Annotated in this window: 15 protein-coding genes and 1 tRNA gene; 6 read left to right on the top strand and 10 right to left on the bottom strand. The window is 71.7% G+C overall.

The features are described 5' to 3' along the window. The first annotated feature begins 162 nt into the window (after positions 1-162). The gene (locus ACFVGO_RS21370) at positions 163-1,449 is read left to right on the top strand and encodes an IS256 family transposase (RefSeq protein ID WP_380633429.1); all 1,287 of its coding nucleotides are present in this window, start codon (positions 163-165) and stop codon (positions 1,447-1,449) included. A gap of 98 nt (positions 1,450-1,547) precedes the next feature. On the opposite strand, the gene ACFVGO_RS21365 is transcribed toward ACFVGO_RS21370, so the two are convergent. Next, positions 1,548-2,669 carry a Fic family protein gene (locus tag ACFVGO_RS21365; protein WP_380633391.1) on the bottom strand — a complete coding sequence of 374 codons (1,122 nt, stop codon included), beginning with the start codon at positions 2,667-2,669 and terminating at the stop codon, positions 1,548-1,550. Between the two features lie 83 nt (positions 2,670-2,752). Between ACFVGO_RS21365 and ACFVGO_RS21360 the strand changes: the two genes are divergently transcribed. Next, positions 2,753-3,322 (top strand): hypothetical protein, encoded by a 570-nt coding sequence (locus ACFVGO_RS21360; RefSeq protein WP_380633388.1) that lies wholly within the window; start codon positions 2,753-2,755, stop codon positions 3,320-3,322. Between the two features lie 30 nt (positions 3,323-3,352). Next, positions 3,353-4,009: a tyrosine-type recombinase/integrase gene (locus ACFVGO_RS21355; protein WP_380633427.1), complete on the top strand. Its 657-nt coding sequence runs from the start codon at positions 3,353-3,355 to the stop codon at positions 4,007-4,009. Positions 4,010-4,403: 394 nt separating this feature from the next. On the opposite strand, the gene ACFVGO_RS21350 is transcribed toward ACFVGO_RS21355, so the two are convergent. Beyond that, positions 4,404-4,477: transfer RNA gene (locus tag ACFVGO_RS21350), tRNA-Pro, on the bottom strand. 135 nt (positions 4,478-4,612) lie between these two features. After that, complete coding sequence (locus ACFVGO_RS21345; protein ID WP_380633425.1) at positions 4,613-5,809, bottom strand: MFS transporter; 1,197 nt, start codon at positions 5,807-5,809, stop codon at positions 4,613-4,615. Between the two features lie 115 nt (positions 5,810-5,924). On the opposite strand from ACFVGO_RS21345, the gene ACFVGO_RS21340 reads away from it, so the two are divergent. Further along, on the top strand, positions 5,925-6,056 hold the full coding sequence (locus ACFVGO_RS21340) for a hypothetical protein (RefSeq protein WP_380633435.1): 132 nt from the start codon (positions 5,925-5,927) through the stop codon (positions 6,054-6,056). Between the two features lie 172 nt (positions 6,057-6,228). On the opposite strand, the gene ACFVGO_RS21335 is transcribed toward ACFVGO_RS21340, so the two are convergent. The 4 genes from ACFVGO_RS21335 to ACFVGO_RS21320 all read right to left on the bottom strand — a co-directional run bounded on the left by ACFVGO_RS21335 (position 6,229) and on the right by ACFVGO_RS21320 (position 10,076). Next, a complete protein-coding gene (locus ACFVGO_RS21335; protein ID WP_380633386.1) occupies positions 6,229-7,020 on the bottom strand; it encodes a DUF1684 domain-containing protein in 792 nt (263 codons plus the stop codon). A gap of 194 nt (positions 7,021-7,214) precedes the next feature. Then, positions 7,215-8,084: an acyl-CoA thioesterase gene (locus ACFVGO_RS21330; RefSeq protein WP_380633384.1), complete on the bottom strand. Its 870-nt coding sequence runs from the start codon at positions 8,082-8,084 to the stop codon at positions 7,215-7,217. 140 nt (positions 8,085-8,224) lie between these two features. After that, the gene (locus tag ACFVGO_RS21325) at positions 8,225-8,914 is read right to left on the bottom strand and encodes an alpha-ketoglutarate-dependent dioxygenase AlkB family protein (protein WP_380348292.1); all 690 of its coding nucleotides are present in this window, start codon (positions 8,912-8,914) and stop codon (positions 8,225-8,227) included. A 346-nt stretch (positions 8,915-9,260) separates the two neighbouring features. After that, on the bottom strand, positions 9,261-10,076 hold the full coding sequence (locus ACFVGO_RS21320) for a transglycosylase family protein (RefSeq protein ID WP_359899223.1): 816 nt from the start codon (positions 10,074-10,076) through the stop codon (positions 9,261-9,263). 590 nt (positions 10,077-10,666) lie between these two features. Between ACFVGO_RS21320 and ACFVGO_RS21315 the strand changes: the two genes are divergently transcribed. Next, positions 10,667-11,533, top strand: a complete 867-nt coding sequence (locus ACFVGO_RS21315) for a hypothetical protein (RefSeq protein ID WP_380633383.1) — start codon at positions 10,667-10,669, stop codon at positions 11,531-11,533. A gap of 258 nt (positions 11,534-11,791) precedes the next feature. Next, complete coding sequence (locus ACFVGO_RS21310) at positions 11,792-12,688, top strand: hypothetical protein (RefSeq protein WP_359899219.1); 897 nt, start codon at positions 11,792-11,794, stop codon at positions 12,686-12,688. Positions 12,689-12,891: 203 nt separating this feature from the next. On the opposite strand, the gene der is transcribed toward ACFVGO_RS21310, so the two are convergent. From der to ACFVGO_RS21295, 3 genes are all read right to left on the bottom strand, one after another. Beyond that, on the bottom strand, positions 12,892-14,346 hold the full coding sequence (der, locus tag ACFVGO_RS21305) for a ribosome biogenesis GTPase Der (RefSeq protein ID WP_359899217.1): 1,455 nt from the start codon (positions 14,344-14,346) through the stop codon (positions 12,892-12,894). Positions 14,347-14,526: 180 nt separating this feature from the next. After that, positions 14,527-15,240: a (d)CMP kinase gene (cmk, locus tag ACFVGO_RS21300; protein ID WP_359899216.1), complete on the bottom strand. Its 714-nt coding sequence runs from the start codon at positions 15,238-15,240 to the stop codon at positions 14,527-14,529. Positions 15,241-15,611: 371 nt separating this feature from the next. Beyond that, positions 15,612-16,697: a prephenate dehydrogenase gene (locus tag ACFVGO_RS21295; protein ID WP_359899214.1), complete on the bottom strand. Its 1,086-nt coding sequence runs from the start codon at positions 16,695-16,697 to the stop codon at positions 15,612-15,614. Positions 16,698-16,839 lie beyond the last annotated feature (142 nt).

Raw genomic sequence — 16,839 nt, 5'->3', positions numbered from 1 at the left:
TGAACGCAGAACACCTTGCCGCAGAACCGGGCGGGTCTCAGAGGGGCTCTCTCGACAGGCCCCGCGCCAACGCCCGCCCGGCTTGTTCAATGACATCGACAGTCGGGTCTGTACAAAGAACGGTGTAACTCCCGATCAAGGAAGTAGCACCTGATGAAGGACGTGACCGTCTCGGCCGAGGCCGTCGAGGCAGCGAAGCCGGTGGAGTTGCAGCCGGACGCCCTGGACGAGCAGTTGATCGGACAGTTGGTCGACCGGGCCCGAGCGAGCGGGCTGCAGCTCACCGGTGCGGGGGGCCTGCTCCAGCAGCTGACGAAGAAGATCCTGGAGTCCGCCCTCGAAGGCGAAATGACGGACCACCTCGGCTATGAGAAGCATGACCCGGCGGGGGCCGGCAGCGGGAACTCGCGCAACGGCATCCGGTCGAAGACCGTGCTGACCGAGGTCGGCCCGGTCGAGATCGACGTCCCCCGCGACCGCGAGGGTTCGTTCGAGCCGCAGTTGGTCCGCAAGCGCCAGCGGCGCCTGTCCGGGGTCGACGAGATGGTTCTCTCGCTGTCCGCCCGCGGTCTTACGCACGGGGAGATCTCCGCGCACCTGGCCGAGGTCTACGGCGCCGAGGTGTCCAAGCAGACCATCTCGACCATCACGGACCAGATGATCGCGGGCATGGCCGAGTGGCAGAACCGGCCGCTGGACCCGGTCTATCCCGTGGTCTTTATCGACTGCGTGCACGTGAAGCTCCGAGACGGCCAGGTCGCCAACCGCCCGATCTACGTGGCGCTGGCGGTCACCGTCGAGGGCACCAGGGAGATCCTCGGGCTGTGGGCCGGCGACGGCGGCGAGGGCGCCAAGTACTGGCTGCACGTCCTGACCGAGATCAAGAACCGCGGCGTCGCGGACGTGTGCATGGTCGTCTGCGACGGTCTCAAGGGCCTTCCGGACGCCATTGCCGCGGTCTGGCCGCAGGCCGTCACCCAGACCTGCATCGTCCACCTGATCCGGGCCTCGTTCCGCTACGCGGCCCGCCAGGACTGGGACAAGATCTCGAAGGCCCTCAAGCCCGTCTACACCGCGCCGACCGAGGACGCCGCACTCGAGCGGTTCGTCGAGTTCACCGAAGCCTGGGGCAAGAAGTATCCGGCGATCGTGCGGCTCTGGGAGAACGCCTGGGCCGAGTTCGTGCCGTTCCTGAGCTTTGACGTCGAGGTCCGCCGGGTCATCTGCACCACGAACGCCATCGAGTCCGTCAACGCCCGGATTCGCAAGGCCGTCCGCTCGCGCGGGCACTTCCCGAACGAGCAGGCGGCCCTGAAGTGCGTCTACATGGCGATCATGTCCCTCGACCCGACCGGTGACGGCCGCAAACGCTGGATGACCCGCTGGAAGGCCGCGTTGAACGCCTTCGAGATCGCCTTCGACGGCCGACTCTCCGCCGGCCGCCGCTAACTCAACCCAACCGAGTTACACCGTTCACTGGACACACCCCGATCAACCCGCTGGAAGCCGTGCCGCTCCTGATCGGCCTGGCACCCACTAAATGAACCTCAGGCATAAGGATCACGAAGGGGCCGCGGTTCCCGTACGCCTCGAACGATGGCTTCGGGAAGGTCCGAGCCTGCAGTGTAGTAGCGGCCCTGCGCCTCGCCTTGGGCTGCAAGCCAGCCGGCGCGAACGAGTTCGCGGATGTCGCGTTGGGCCTGCTGTTCGCTGAGTTCGGCGTCGGCCTGGTAGGTGGCGCGGCGCAGGCGGTTGCCCATGGCGGCGGGGTAGAGGGCGTAGAGCATGCGGTCGGGCCAGCCGCGCCGCTCGACGGCTTCGTCGAGGGCGGTCCAGACCTCGCGGGTGGTGTTCACCTGGCGCTCGACGCTCTGGGCCTGCTGGTGGTGGGCGCGCAGGCAGAACCGAATCCAGGGCAGGGTGTCGCGGTCGGGAGTCCAGACGGGGCCGCCAACGTCGGCGAGGATGTCGTAGTAGCGGTAGGTGTTGCGGGCCCGGCCGAGCCATTCCTCGATGCTGGAGAACTCCGGCGCCATGATCCCTTCGCGGGCCAGGACCAGGGTGTGCAGGGCGCGGGACATCCGCCCGTTGCCGTCCGACCAAGGGTGGATGGCCACCAGGTTCAGGTGCGCCATCGAGGCCCGCACCAGTCCCGGAGCGTTCAGATCGCCCTCGTTCAGCCACTCGACCAGTTCGCCAGTCAGTTCTGCCAGCTGCTGGGCATCAGGGGCGGTGTAGGCGGCGATGGTCGGGTCTTCGGCGGAGGTGACGTACACCGGCCCGGTGCGCCACCAGCCGGGCCGTTTGATCAGGTGGTGGCCTTGCATCATGAAGTGCAGCGAGTTGAGCAGGCCCTTGCTGTAGGCGAAGTCGTCGCCCGCTTCAGCGAGGCGCTGGATGTAGGTCATCGCCTGCCGATAGCCCTCGATCTCGGCCGTGACGGTGTCGTTCGCATCGATCGGCGCTTCGCCGACCATGATGTCCTCGACGTCCGACACGCTCGCGGCGTAGCCCTCGATCGTGTTCGATCCGGCGATTGCCCGCGCCGTGAGGTTACGCCGCAGCTGCCCCTCCCAGCGACGTGAAGTGCGCAGATGGAGACGCAGCCGGTTGCGCATCTCGTCAATCTCCGCGAGGACGGACTGGTCGATGTCCTGCAGCAATGGCACAGCATAGAGCATGAAGCAATGACACCATGACGGCATCAAACAAGCAAGCGGAACCGGCGCAACCATGGTGCATGAGTACTTCAATGCATCCCTGGGAATCAGTCGCCCCGGATCCGTTCAGCGAGATCACCACCGCCGACCTTCCGGCTCCGCCGAGCGCCCTGCGCTCGCAATACCGCACTTCACCGCTTACCGGCCCCCGCCCGCCGGCCCCCCAGGCCACCCCGACCCAGACGCAGGCCTGGGCCAGCTTCCTGGCAGGGGCCGTCCACAATGGGCTCGACCCGACACTGGTCACCCAATGGTTGACCATCCTGGCCGACGCCACCGGCAGCCCCGTCCTCCCGTCCCTGGCCTCCATGCCATTGGGCGACTACGTCAACCTCCGCCTCTCGGCCATCCTGACCGGCCTGGAAACCACCACGTACGCCCCCTACCTCGCCGGCTGGCGCCTGCGGATCGAGCCCGAGCTCGGGCAACTCCCCCTCCGCTTGATCACCACCGCTCTCATCACTGCGGCAGTTCTCGGCTGGATTGCCGATGGCTGCAGCCGCTCCACGATCAAGAACACCCTCGCCATGCTCTCCCGCATCTTCGAGCAGGCCATCGTGGACGGCATCCTCGAACACAACCCCGCCCACATCACCGGCTGACAGCGCGAATACCAGCAAGTCGAAGACGAACTGCGGGATCCCCGCTCCCTCGCCCTGCGCGACTGGGACGCCCTCACCGAACTCGCCGATGCCCTAGTCGCGGCCTCATACAACCGCTATCGCGGATGGGGTGATGTCGTCGTCCACAGCGCCTGCACTGCCACAAGGATCGGCGAGGTCTCCGGAGTCCGGGCCCGCGACGTCGATACCGACAAGTGGCTCCTGACCTGCCGCCGACAGACCACCCCCGCTCCCGGCGGCCTGGTCGACAAGCACACCAAAGGCAGGGTCGCCCGCTTCATCCCGATCATCGAACCACTGCGGCCACTCATCATCAGGCAGCTCCAAGCGACGCGAGGCGACCCGGACGCCCGCCTCTACACCGGCCCGCGCGGCGGTCGCATCAGCACCGCAGTCCTGCGCGACGCCACCCACTGGGACGACGTCACCCGGGACCTCGACTACGAACACCTGCGCCGCCACGACCTGCGCCACACCGGCCTAACCTGGATGGCCGACGCCGGAATCCTTCCGCACATCCTCAAGGAAATCGCAGGCCACCGGCTCATCACCACCACCCAGCGCTACTTCCACCCCGACGTGCTCCGGATCCTGGAAGCCGGCCAAGCCCTCACTCATCACCTCGAGAAGCTCCAACGCGACGGCCAGATCACCCGCCGCTGGTAACACGCCGTAACTGCCATCGCCTCGAAATGGCCGCTGACAAGCCGCTCCTATGCTGCCCGATTCACGCCGCGGCAAGCAGCAGGAGCCAGAAAGGCCTTAGAAATGCCCCGATATGAACCAGTTTGACCCACTTGGCCCGCGACCGGCGCACTTGACCGAAGGTCAAGTGCGCCACCACACCTCGCTCCAGCAAAACGGCAAGGAGGTCTCGCACTTCACCTTGAGATCGAAGAACAATCCACACACCAGCCACTGGAGCAACGGGTGGCGACGCACCTGTGGCCAAACCTGGGGACCATCTTGGGACCACCCGGGACCAAAAAACGGGCCCCGAAAACCAGCAAGAGCGGGCCCTTGGTTTCCCAAGTGCCCGCTCTCACAACCGACTTCACTGTCGGGACGACAGGATTTGAACCTGCGACCCCTTGACCCCCAGTCAAGTGCGCTACCAAGCTGCGCCACGTCCCGTGGTCTCGGTGCCTGCAGCGGGGCCTGGGGGGCTCTGCTGTGGGCTTCTCGACCTTGTCTCCGGTTGTCCCGGCGACGTGGAAAACAATACAGCACGTCGGGGGGTGCTCGCTGCCAGGTTTGGGGGTGGGTGGATCAGGGGGTGGGGTGGCGGGCGTCGTAGGTGAGGAAGGCGGGGCGGCGGGCGGCGAGGAGGAGGACGGCGGCGACGCAGGCGAGGCCGCCGGTGATCACGGAGGTGGCGGGGTTGGTGAGGGCGGCGACGGTGCCGGACTCGAAGTCGCCGAGGCGGGGGCCGCCGGCCACGACCACGATGAAGATGCCCTGGAGGCGGCCGCGCATCTCGTCCGGGGCCGCGACCTGCATCATCGTGTTGCGGAAGATCATGCTGACGGTGTCGGCGCAGCCGGCGACCGCGAGCAGCAGGAGGCCGAGCCAGAGGTTGTGGAGGGCGCCGAAGGCCGCGATGGCCAGGCCCCAGGCGGCGACGGCGGCGAGGATGGCGGCGCCCTGGCGGTGCACGCGGCCGACCCAGCCGGAGAAGAGCGCGCCGATCAGGGCGCCGACGGCCGGGGCGGAGACCAGCAGGCCGACGGTGCCGGCGTCGCCGCCGTAGAAGGTGACCGCGATGGCCGGGAAGAGGGCGCGCGGCATGCCGAAGACCATGGCGGCCAGGTCGGCGAGGAAGCTGGTTCGCAGGTTGGGCTGGTCGCGCAGGAAGCGGAGGCCGTCGAGGACGGAGGCGCGGCCCTTGCGTTCGCCGAGCGGCCGCATGGCGGGCAGGCGCCACATCGCGTAGAGGGTGCCGGTGAAGGCGACGGTGTCGATCAGGTAGGCGGCCTGGGCGCCGTAGGTGCCGATGAGGACGCCGCCGAGCATCGGGCCGACGGTGAGGCCGAGGTTCATGCTGACGGTGTTCAGGGCGTTCGCCGCCGGGAGTTGGTGGCTGGGCACCAGGCGGGGGATCATCGCGGACCGGGCGGGCGAGCTGATCGCGAAGAACCCGGCCTGGGCGGCGACGGCGGCGTACAGGACGGCGACCAGCCCGAGGCCGGCCAGTGCCTGCGCGGCCAGGGCGGCGGAGACGACGGCCAGGCCGGCCGAGCCGATCAGGCCCAGCCTGCGCCGGTCGACGGTGTCGGCGATCGCGCCGCCGTAGAGGCCGAAGGCGACCAGCGGGACGAGGGAGAAGATGCCGACCAGGCCGGTCGCGAAGGCGGAGCCGGTCAGTTCGTAGACCTGGACGGAGACGGCGACGGCCGTCATCTGCTGGCCTATGGAGGAGATGGCCTGCCCGGCCCAGACCCGGCGGTAGTCGGGGTGGTCGCGCAGCGGGCTGAGGTCGGCGAACGCCCGCCGGTACCAGGGTGAGCCGGCCGCCGGTCCCGGCCCGGGTCCGCCTCCCGGCCCGGGATCGGGTTCTGACTCGGCGGCGGAGTGCGAGGAGGTGGAGGGGGCCGGGGCGGGCGTGGACGCCGAGGGGGCCGAGCCGTGCGAGGTGGACGGGGCGGGCGACGAGGACCGGGACGACGACGGGGACGACGACGGGGACGACGACGGGGACGACGTGGAATGTTGATTGTTCGACATAGTCCCCCATGCTCCGCTCCGCCCCCGGACGGTCTCCCACCGGGGCCCGTGCCAGGGCCCGCCCGAACCAGGGCCCGCCCGAGCCGGAAGACGCCCGGGCCGAGCCGCGGCCCGGACCCGCCCGAGCCGAACCGCAGCCCGGCCTCGCCCCGTCCGGGCCGCTACCGGCTCAGCACCTGCCTCTCCCCCGCCTCCACCGCGAAGTCCAGCCGGTTGCCCGGCGGCGGGAAGGGGCAGATGAAGTGGTCCGAGAAGGCGCACGGCGGCAGGTAGGCCCGGTTGAGGTCGAGGACGGTGCGGCCCTCGGCGTCGGGCGCCGGCAGGGTGATGAAGCGGAAGCGGTAGGTGTCGATGCCGCTGGTCGCGTCGGCGATCACGCCGCTGAGCCGCCCGCCCGACCCGCTGACGGTCAGGGTGCGGTGCTCGCCCGCCACGGTGAAGGCGATCTGCCCGGAGACGGCCAGCGGGCGTTCCCGGCCGTCGGCGTTCGGGACGACGACCGACCGCGCGTCGTCGTCCTCGAACGGGGTGAAGACGGCGGGCACGGCCCACTCGGGCGCGTACGGGTAGGCGGAGATGCCGGCGAACGCGACCCGGCGGGGTGCGGCCGGGTCGAAGACCCGCAGGGCCAGCTCGCCCTCGCGCTCGATCGGGACGAGCAGCAGGGCGCCCAGGGTGGCGGTGTCGGCGGCCGGGTCGCTGTCCGGGCGGAGCAGCACCTCGCCGTCCACGGGTGCGCCGGCGCCGTCGACCGTGATGCCGTCGGAGGCCGCGGCCCGGACCCGCACGCCCTCGGCGTCGGCCCACCAGTGCCCGGGCAGGCCGGGGATCTCTGCCGGCTCGGGCTCCAGCCAGTGCGTGCCGGTGAGCGCGAGCTGGCCGTGCTCCGCGCTCACCGACGCCGCCCGGCCGTCGCTCCAGTGCTTCCAGTCCTCCGCGGCTGTCGCCGTCATCGGTCCACCCTCCCGGTCGGTTCGCGGACGGCCCGCCGTTCGGGCCGCCCCTCTCGGTCATCCACAACACCGTCCGCTCGGACGGATCATTCCCGTCGGCCCGGAACCGCCGGAACCGCAACACGGCGGCAACGCGCCGACACGCGGCACAACACGGGGCACGGAACCGGCCGCACGCATCGCCTACCGGTCACCTACCCGTCGCGGCGCTTCAGCGGACGGAACAGTCCCTCCTGCATCACGGACACCACCAGCCGGCCGTGCCGGTCGAAGATCTGTCCGCGTGCGAGGCCGCGCGCGCCGTGCGCGATCGGGGACTCCTGCTGGTACAGCAGCCAGTCGTCCGTCCGGAACGGCTGGTGGAACCACATCGCGTGGTCGAGCGAGGCCATGTCGAAGTTCCGCTCGCCCCACAGCGGCTCGACCGGGGCGCGGACGGCGTCCAGCAGCGTCATGTCGCTGGCGTAGGTGAGGGCGCAGACGTGGATCAGCGGGTCGTCCGGCAGTCGGCCGTTGGTGCGCAGCCAGACGCCGCTGCGCGCCTCGACGCCCTCCAGTTCCTCCTCGGTCCAGCGCAGCCGGTCGACGTAGCGGATGTCGAAGGGCTGGCGGCGGCTGATGAACGGGGGCAGCTCGCCGAGCCGGGAGCCGACCTCGTCCAGGGCGCTGGGCAGGTCCTCGGGGGCGGCGACGGCCGGCATCGGGTACTGGTGCTCGATGCCGCCCTCCTCGGGTCTGTGGAAGTCGGCGGTGAGCGCGAAGATCGACCGGCCGCCCTGGATGCCGAGCACCCGGCGGGTGGTGAAGGAGCGGCCGTCGCGGATCCGGTCGACCTGGTAGACGATCGGCACGCCGGGGACCCCGGGGCGCAGGAAGTAGGCGTGCAGCGAGTGGACCGGGCGCGCGTCGTCCACCGTGCGTCCTGCCGCGACCAGTGCCTGCCCGGCGACCTGGCCGCCGAACGTCCGTTGCAGCGCGTCCTCGGGACTGCGCCCACGAAAGATGTTGAGTTCGATCTGCTCAAGGTCGAGCAGATCGACCAGGTCGTCGACGGGGGTACCCATGCGCACGCTTCCTCTCCGGACTCCGAATGCATTCTCCAGCTCACTCGAATTCTCCGGCGACCCGGGTCATTCCCGCGCAGCAGTCCGGAACCCCCGGTTCACTCGAACGAGTAGACGAGCGACGGCCCCGTCTCCCGGGGCTACTCCCCCAGGCCCGACTCCCGGACCGTGATGTTGAGCCGCCCGACCAGTCCCAGGGCCGGATCGGCCGTCCCCGGCAGCGTCCGCACCACCCCGTGGTACGCGAACCGGGCCGGACCGCCGAACACCAGCAGGTCCCCGCTGCGCAGTTCCAGGTCGGTCCACGGACGGGTCCTGGTCTCGGCGTTCCCGAGCCGGAAGACGCAGCCGTCGCCCAGCGAGAACGAGACCACCGGCGCGTCCGCCCGCTCGTCGCGGTCCTGGTGGAGCCCCATCTTCGCGCCCTGCGCGTAGTGGTTGACGATCGCGATGTCCGGCTCGTACGACGCCGCGCCCGCGATCTCCCCCAGCGCGGCCCCGTACGCCTCGGCGACGGCCCTGCGGGCCAACTCCCCGAGCAGCGGCGGGAACGGCTTGACGGGCGCACCGTCCTCGGCGACCCGCCGGTACCCGTACGGGTACCAGTGCAGGCCGAGGCTCACCATCCGGACGGACATCATCCCGCCGGTGGGCATCCGCACGGCGTGCAGGCCGGCCGGCGGGCGGGCCCACTCCCGGCAGGCGGCGACCAGGCGTTGCTGAGCGCCGGGGTCCAGCCAGCCGGGCAGCAGGACGGCGCCGGGGGCCGGTTCGGAGCGCTCGCGCCCGTCCGGGCACCCACCCGGGTCGCCGAACAGCTCACCCTGGATCACCCCACCATCCTCCCGCACCGCGCCGGCCCACGAACGCCGACGGCCGCTCCCCCGGTCGGCGGGAAGAACCCGCGCGACGGAGAAGCGGCCGTGGAAGCCGTGCACATGAACACATCGGAACGTCAGCACATCCGTACGTCGGTACATCCGTACATCGGTACGTCAGCACGTCCCTACGTCCTGATGTCCGTACGTCGGCACGTGGGCACGTCCGCACGTCGGCACATCGGTTCGTCAGCACCTCGACAGGTCGGCGCATCGCCACCCGGTCGGGCACCGGCGCCGTGAACCCGGCAGCCGATGCCGGCTGCGCACGGGACCGACCTCAGCGCTCGGTGAGACCTCAGATGCTGAGGGTCTGGCCCGGGAAGATCAGGTTCGGGTTGCCACCGATGACCTTGGCGTTGTTCTGGTACAGGTCGTGCCAGTCCAGGCCCTGCGCGGCGGCGATGGAGCTCAGGGTGTCACCGGCCTTGACGGTGTAGTCGCCCTTGGCGGCCGGCTTGGCGTCGTTCGAACGGTTCCAGGACTTGGCGCCCTGGTCGGCCTTCGGCGCGGACTTCTGGGCGTCGGCCTTCGACGCATCGGCCTTCGGGGCGGCAGCCTTCGGCGCGACGGCGTCGGTCTTCGGCGCGGCCTGGGCCTTGGGGGCGGCCTTCGGGGCCTCGGCCGGCTTGGCGGCGGCCTTCGGGGTCTGCGCCGGCTTGGCGGCGGTCGAGCCGGAGGTGGAGCCCGCCGAGGTGTCGACGGCGGCCGGGGCGCCGCCCTTGGTCAGACCGGCCTTGACGGAGCAGACGGGCCAGGCGCCCGGGCCCTGCGAGGCGAGGACCTTCTCGGCGACGGCGATCTGCTGCGCCTTGGTGGCCTGGTTGGCCTGCGGGGCGTAGGCGGTGCCGCCGAAGGCGGCCCAGGTGCTGGAGGTGAACTGCAGACCGCCGTAGAAACCGTTGCCGGTGTTGATGGCCCAGTTGCCGCCGCTCTCGCACTGGGCGACGGCGTCCCAGGTGGAGACCGAGGCGGCGGAGGCCGAGGTGGCCGTGACGAGGCCGGCCACCGGCAGGGCCGCGACAGCGGCGCCCGCCACGACCGCCATCCGAACGCGGTTGCGCTTGGTGACGGTGGAGGTGGTGGCAGCGGCGGTCTCGTTACGGAAGGTCATGGGGTTCCTCTCGACAGCCCCGGGCGGACATGCGGAACCAGGCCCTGGAAGGGGCCTCGTTCGCTTGCCGCGTCCGTCGGACGGCCGTGCACGTGTCGGACGTGCCGCTGCCGCCCCGGCCACCCAGCCGCTCGCCGACGACCTGTTCGAGCGATCGCGTCGGCGGGCACCTGCCGCACCCGGCGGACCGGGGGGCTGTGCGTCGGGGGTGAACCCGGGTGGCGCTCGTTGCGCCGACCAAGAAGCTACGAGCCGGTCGACGAGGAAGCCAAAACTTCAACGATTTGCCCAGCTCAGCCGGGGGTTACCGCTGGTAATGACCATGCAATCATGACCGAAATGTCCGCTTTGGCCGTTGATTCCTAGATCAAACATCAGTGCGGCGTGACCCACCTCACTGTTTGATTCCGGCAGTCCCGGCACCGACATCGACAGATTGCGACCACGGGAACACGCCACGCGGTCGGATCAGACGCAATTCCCGTCAGCCTCGACGGGCACCCGTGACGCCTGACACAAGGGCCCGTTGGGCATGGCGACCTCCCTGTGTCCGCACCGAACCCCCATCCGCACCCATCCGAGGAGACCCTGTGCCGCGCATGCTCGACGTCAGCGACGAGGTCCGGTCCGAGATCGGCGACGACGAGGCCGACCGGCTGCTAGGCGGTGACCGCGCCCCCGACAGCTACGAGTGCACCTCCTGCCGGACTCCCGGCGACACGCACGTGGAGCCCACCAGCACCGTGCTGTTCGTCGGCGAGGAGACCGCCGTCCTCGCCTTCGCGCACGCCCGCTGCATCCCCTCCCAGGTGGTCCCGGTCTCCGAGGAGCAGCTGGCCGGCGCCGTCCGCAGCATCAGCCAGTCCCAGCCCGGCGGCCCGGACCTGGCCGTCCCCGCCGCCGCGCCGGGCGCCCCCGCACCAGTCCCCGCCCCGGCCCCGGCCGCGCCCGGCGGACCCGCCCTGACCCCGCCGGCCGCGGCCGGCCAGGCCGCCATCCTCGGCATCACCTGCGGGCTGGTGCTGCACGGCAAGGTCGGGCACGCCTCGCTGGTGGTCGAGCCGACCGGGCCGGTCGGCCGCCCCGGCAGCACCTCGGGCGAGGACGAGTTCCTCGACCTGCTCCACGACGCCGGCTTCCAGCCCGTCACCGACCTGGACGAGACCCCGGACCAGCTGCCCGGCTGGTCCGTCCTGGTCGCGATGGGCAAGCTGCACGCGGTCCTCCAGCCCGCCGCGGCCGGCGGCAGCACCGGCTGGTGGCAGGCGCACCAGCCGCTCCAGGTCACCGACGCCTGGCGGATGGCCGCGAACCAGCTGTCCGAGGTGACGATGTACGCCGTGCCGGCCGGCATGGTCGGGCGCCAGCCCCGCGAGGACCTGCTGCGCCAGGCGCTGGAGCGGGCGGTGGCGCTGGGTCAGGTGGTCGCCGCCTCCCTCCCGCTCGCCGGGACCTGATCCGTCCCGGCGCCCGGTCCCGCCCGGTCCCGCCCCGTACCCGCCGGAATGCGGCCTCCTCCCCCGTGGCCGTCTTCCGGCGGGCGGGCGCGCGCCCAGCGCCCCGATACGCCCAACACCCCGGCGCACCGCCCGGCCCGTACCCCGGCGCCCCCGTACTCCGCCCGGCGCGCCCTCCCCCTCCACGCTCCGGCGTGTGGGCGCACCCACACCCCGGCGCCCCGCATCCCCCCGCCCCTCTCACTCGTTGGCTCCTACGTGTACAGCTACGACGTCTCCGCAGCCCCCGGCCGGTCCGCCACCGCCTCGCGCTCGATCCCGGGCATGCGCCCGTCGTACGACGCCGAGCACCCGCACTCCGCCACGCCGATCTACGACGAGCTGTACTCCGAGTACCGGCGCCTCTTCCGTGCCCTGCCCGGCGACCGCTCGGGGGAGGAGGACCTGAAGTTCACCGGCTTCGCGGTCCGCGACGGCTACCCGGTGCTCGGCGAGCAGCGCCCGTACCCGCCCCAGCAGCAGGCCTTCCACACCCTCGCGGGCCAGGCACCGGGCCTCCCCCAGTTCATGCCGAGCTCCCAGCACCACGGGTCCGGGCCGACCGGCGGCCACCAGCACGGCCCTGCCGGTGCCCAGCAGCACAGCCACAGCGGCGCTCACAGCGGCACCCACACCGGCGCCCACGCCAACACCCACACCGGCAGTCACCACGGAAGTCACACCGGTGATCACAACGGCGCGCACACCACCGGAAGCCACGTCGGCGGCCACACCGGCGCCCACACCGCGAGCCTCACCACCGGCCGTCACCACGGCCACCCCGGCGGCCACCCCGGCGGCCACCCCGAGCCCACCGCCACCACCCCCACACCCGTCGGCGACAGCCCGGGCCACGCCACCGCAGCCCCGGCCCAGGAGCAACCCGCCCTCCCCGCCGCCCAGTTCACCAACGGCCAGGGCTGGGTCGCGACCGGCTACCTGGGCTCGTCCCCGCACCCCACGCCGATGCCGGTCCCCGCGCCCCAGCCCCCGGCACCGCCCGCACCCTCCCCGGTGATGGGCACGGTCTCCGGCCTCGCCCCCACCCGGTCCACCGGCGGCCGCCACCGCCAGATGCTCTCGCTGCCCCCTGGTCCCACGGTCGACCACCGCTGACGACCGCCGGGCCCCGGGCGGACCCGAGCGGGGCCCCAGGCCGAACCGGATCGACTCAGACCGGGACGGGCCAGGCCGGGCCTGACCAGGCCAGACGCGCCCCCGCTCCCCCCGTCCCCCGAAAACGCCGGAGGGCCCCGCCACCACTGCGGCGAGGCCCTCCGGCCGTCGGTCGGCGGACCGACCACTCCTTCTACCTGCTACTACTTCTTCTTGCGCTTCTCCCGGACCCGCACCGAGATCGAGATCGGCGTCCCCACGAACCCGAACTCCTCACGCAGGCGGCGCTCGATGAAGCGCCGGTAACCGGCCTCCAGGAAGCCCGAGGAGAACAGCACGAAGCGCGGCGGACGGACGCCGGCCTGGGTGCCGAACAGGATGCGCGGCTGCTTGCCGCCGCGGATCGGGTGCGGGTGGGCGGCGACCAGCTCGCCGAGGAAGGCGTTCAGGCGCGCGGTCGGGATGCGGGTCTCCCAGCCCTCCAGCGCGCTCTCGACCGCCGGGACGAGCTTCTCCATGTGCCGACCGGTCTTGGCCGAGACGTTGACGCGCGGGGCCCACTGCACCTGGACGAGGTCGCGCTCGATCTCGCGCTCCAGGTAGTAGCGGCGCTCCTCGTCCAGCTGGTCCCACTTGTTGTAGGCGATGACGACGGCGCGCCCGGCCTCGACGGCCATCGAGATGATCCGGGTGTCCTGCTCGGCGAGGGTCTCGCTGGCGTCGATCAGGACGACCGCGACCTCGGCCTTCTCCAGTGCGGAGGAGGTGCGCAGCGAGGCGTAGAAGTCGGCGCCGGCGGTCAGGTGGACGCGGCGGCGGATGCCGGCGGTGTCCACGAACTTCCAGGTCTTGCCGCCGAGCTCGATCATCTCGTCGACCGGGTCACGGGTGGTGCCGGCCAGCTCGTTGACGACGACGCGCTCCTCGCCGGCGACCTTGTTCAGCAGGCTGGACTTGCCGACGTTGGGCCGGCCGATCAGCGCGATGCGGCGCGGGCCGCCGGGGGCGGCGTCGCCGAAGGTCTGCGGCGGGGCCTCGGGCAGCGCGTCCATGACGGCGTCCAGCAGGTCGCCGGAGCCGCGGCCGTGCAGGGCCGAGACCGGGAACGGCTCGCCCAGGCCGAGCGACCAGAGGTAGGCGGCCTCGGCCTCGGTGGAGGGGCCGTCGACCTTGTTGGCGCACAGGACGGTCGGCTTGCCCGCCCGGCGGATGAGCTTGATCAGGGCCTCGTCGGTGTCGGTGGCGCCGACGGTGGCGTCCACCACGAACAGCACCGCGTCGGCCTGCTCGATGCCCAGCTCGGCCTGGGCGGCCACCATGGCGTCGATGCCGAGGACGTCGATCTCCCAGCCGCCGGTGTCGACCACCTTGAAGCGGCGGCCGTTCCAGCTGGCCTCGTAGGTGACCCGGTCGCGGGTGACGCCCGGCTTGTCCTCGACGACGGCCTCGCGGCGGCCGATGATGCGGTTCACCAGGGTCGACTTGCCGACATTCGGGCGGCCGACGACGGCCAGCACCGGCAGTCGGACGTGCTCGGCACCGTCCACGGCGTCGAAGCCGTCGAGGTCGAAGCCCTCTTCGGCGGCGAGTGCCATGAACTCGGCGTAGTCGGCGGCGTCCAGCTCACCGTGGCCGGTGGCGGCGTGCTCTGCGGTCATGTTCGTCTGTTCCGTTTCCCGGCCCGGCCCTTCCCAGGGGCGTGCCGTGCGTACCTGCCCCGCTCGGGGCAGCGCGATGGTTGTCTCCGCGGCACCTCGACGGCCCGCGGTTCACTTCGGTCGTTGGTCGGTCGGCCCGGGTGTGCTCGGACCGGTCCTGATCGGACCGGCAGCCGCCGGTCAGACCGCGGACAGTCCGGCCCGCTCCTCCACCAGCCCGGCGATCCGGTCGATCACCTGCTCCAGGGTGAGGTCGCTGGTGTCGACCAGGACCGCGTCCGCGGCCTGGGCCAGCGGGGCCGTCTTCCGGGAGGAGTCGGCGGCGTCGCGGCGGGCGAGGTCGGCGGCCATCGCGGTGATGGTCGCCTCCTCCACGCCCTTGGCGCGCAGCTCGGCCGCCCGGCGCGCGGCCCGGGCCTGCTCGGAGGCGGTCAGGAAGACCTTGACGGTGGCGTCCGGGAACACCACGGTGCCCATGTCCCGGCCCTCGGCGACGATGCCGCGCTCGGCGACCTCGGCGCAGCCGCGCTGCAGCTCCACCAGCCGGGACCGTACGGCGGGGACCGCGGACACGGCGCTGACCTTGGCGGTCACCTCGGGGCCGCGGATCGGGCCCGACACGTCCTGGCCGTCCACCGTGATGGTGGGGCCGTCGGCGTCGGTGCCCGAGACGATCACCGGCTTGCCGCACGCGACGGCCACCGCCTCCGGGTCGTCGACGTCGACCTCGTTGGCCAGCATCCACCAGGTCATCGCCCGGTACATGGCGCCGGTGTCCAGGAAGCTCAGGCCCAGCCGGGCGGCGACCGCCCGCGAGACGGTCGACTTGCCGGAGCCGGAGGGTCCGTCGATGGCGACGACGACCGGGGCGTGCGCTCGGTCGGCAGTGTCCACGGGGCGAACCTCTCTCGAAGCATGGGAGCCGGAGCCTGGGCAGGCGGACGGCCGGGGATTGTCTCCCTCAAGGTTAATGGACCGCCGCCGTGACACTCTCCGCCGCTGTCCGGCCCGCCCGGTCGAGACGGACCGACCGGTCAAGACGGACCGGGCGGTCGAGACGGCCCGGGTGGCGTGAACCGGTCGACCTCGGCCAGTCGACACGAATTGGTCGGTAAAGACTAATCGATACCGACCGGTCGACTCGGACCGGTCGAACTCCCAACATGCCGGTACGCCGGTATGCCAGTACCCCGTGTACTGGTACCCCAGGTACACCCGGTACACCCGGTACACCGGGCACAGGCCGGGCCGCTCGCCGGGGAACGTCAGTCCCGGACGCTCCAGCCGCTCGCCCGCAGCGCCTTGGTCAGCCGCTTCACCGCCGTCGGCGCGACCGACAGCTGGACGAAGCCGACCTGCTGCCCGGTCGAGTGCTCGATGACGACGTCCTCGATGTTGACCCCGGCGTCGCCGACCTCCCCGAACAGCCGGCCCAGCTCGCCCGGCTGGTCGCCCAGCACGACCGCCACGGTCTCGTACCGGGTGGGCGGTGCCCCGTGCTTGCCGGGGATCCGGGCCTGACCGGTGTTGCCGCGCCGCATGACGGCCTCGATCCCGGCCGCTCCGGCCTGGCGCTCGTCCTCCTCGACGGCTTCCATGGCGCGCAGCGCGGTGACCGTCTCGGCGAGGTCGCGGGCGACCCCGTCCAGGACGTCGGCGACCGCGCCCGCGTTGGCGGAGAGGATGTCGACCCACATGCCGGGGTTGGAGGCGGCGATCCTGGTGACGTCGCGCACGCCCTGACCGGACAGCCTTATGGCGGTCTCGTCGGCGTTCTCCAGCCGGGCCGCGACCAGCGAGGAGACCAGCTGCGGGGCGTGCGAGACCAGGGCGACCGCCCGGTCGTGCTCGGCGGCGTCCATCACGATCGGCACCGCGCCGCAGAGCGCGACCAGCTCCAGCGCGGCGTTGAGCGTCTCGGTGTCGGTGTCCGCGGTCGGGGTGAGCACCCAGGGGCGGCCCTCGAAGATGTCGGCGCGGGCGGCCAGCGGGCCGGACCTCTCACGGCCGGCCATCGGGTGACTACCGATGTAGTGGACGGTGTCGCAGCCGAGCTCGGCGATCTCGCCGCTCGGGCCGGCCTTCACGCTGGCGACGTCGGTGTACCAGTGCGCCAGGTTGCGGCGCTGGCAGTCGGCGAGCACCTTGCCGACGAGCGCGGGCGGGACGGCGATGATCGCCAGGTCCACCGGGCCGTCGACCGGGTCGGTGATGCCCGCGCCGAGCGACTCGGCGGTACGGGCCGCGTCCGGGTCGGCGTCCTCCAGATGGACGGTCAGCCCGCGAGCGGTCAGCGCGAGCGCGGCGGAGGTGCCGATCAGTCCGGTGCCGACGACGACGGCAGTGCGCATGGCGGGTCGCTCTCCTCATCACGAATCTCGACAGGTGCCGGGACCGTTCGGGAGCACCCGCGCCCCATCCTCCCTCATCCACCCCGCCGAAGTCCCCACCCACTGCCCGGCAACCCGAACGGCAGCCCCGGCAGCTTCCGGC

The sequence above is a fragment of the Kitasatospora sp. NPDC057738 genome, from assembly GCF_042798815.1.
Taxonomy (GTDB): Bacteria; Actinomycetota; Actinomycetes; order Streptomycetales; family Streptomycetaceae; genus Kitasatospora; species Kitasatospora lactacystinica.
The sequence above is the reverse complement of the archived record's forward strand: the minus strand, read 5'-3'. Positions and strand labels throughout refer to the sequence as shown.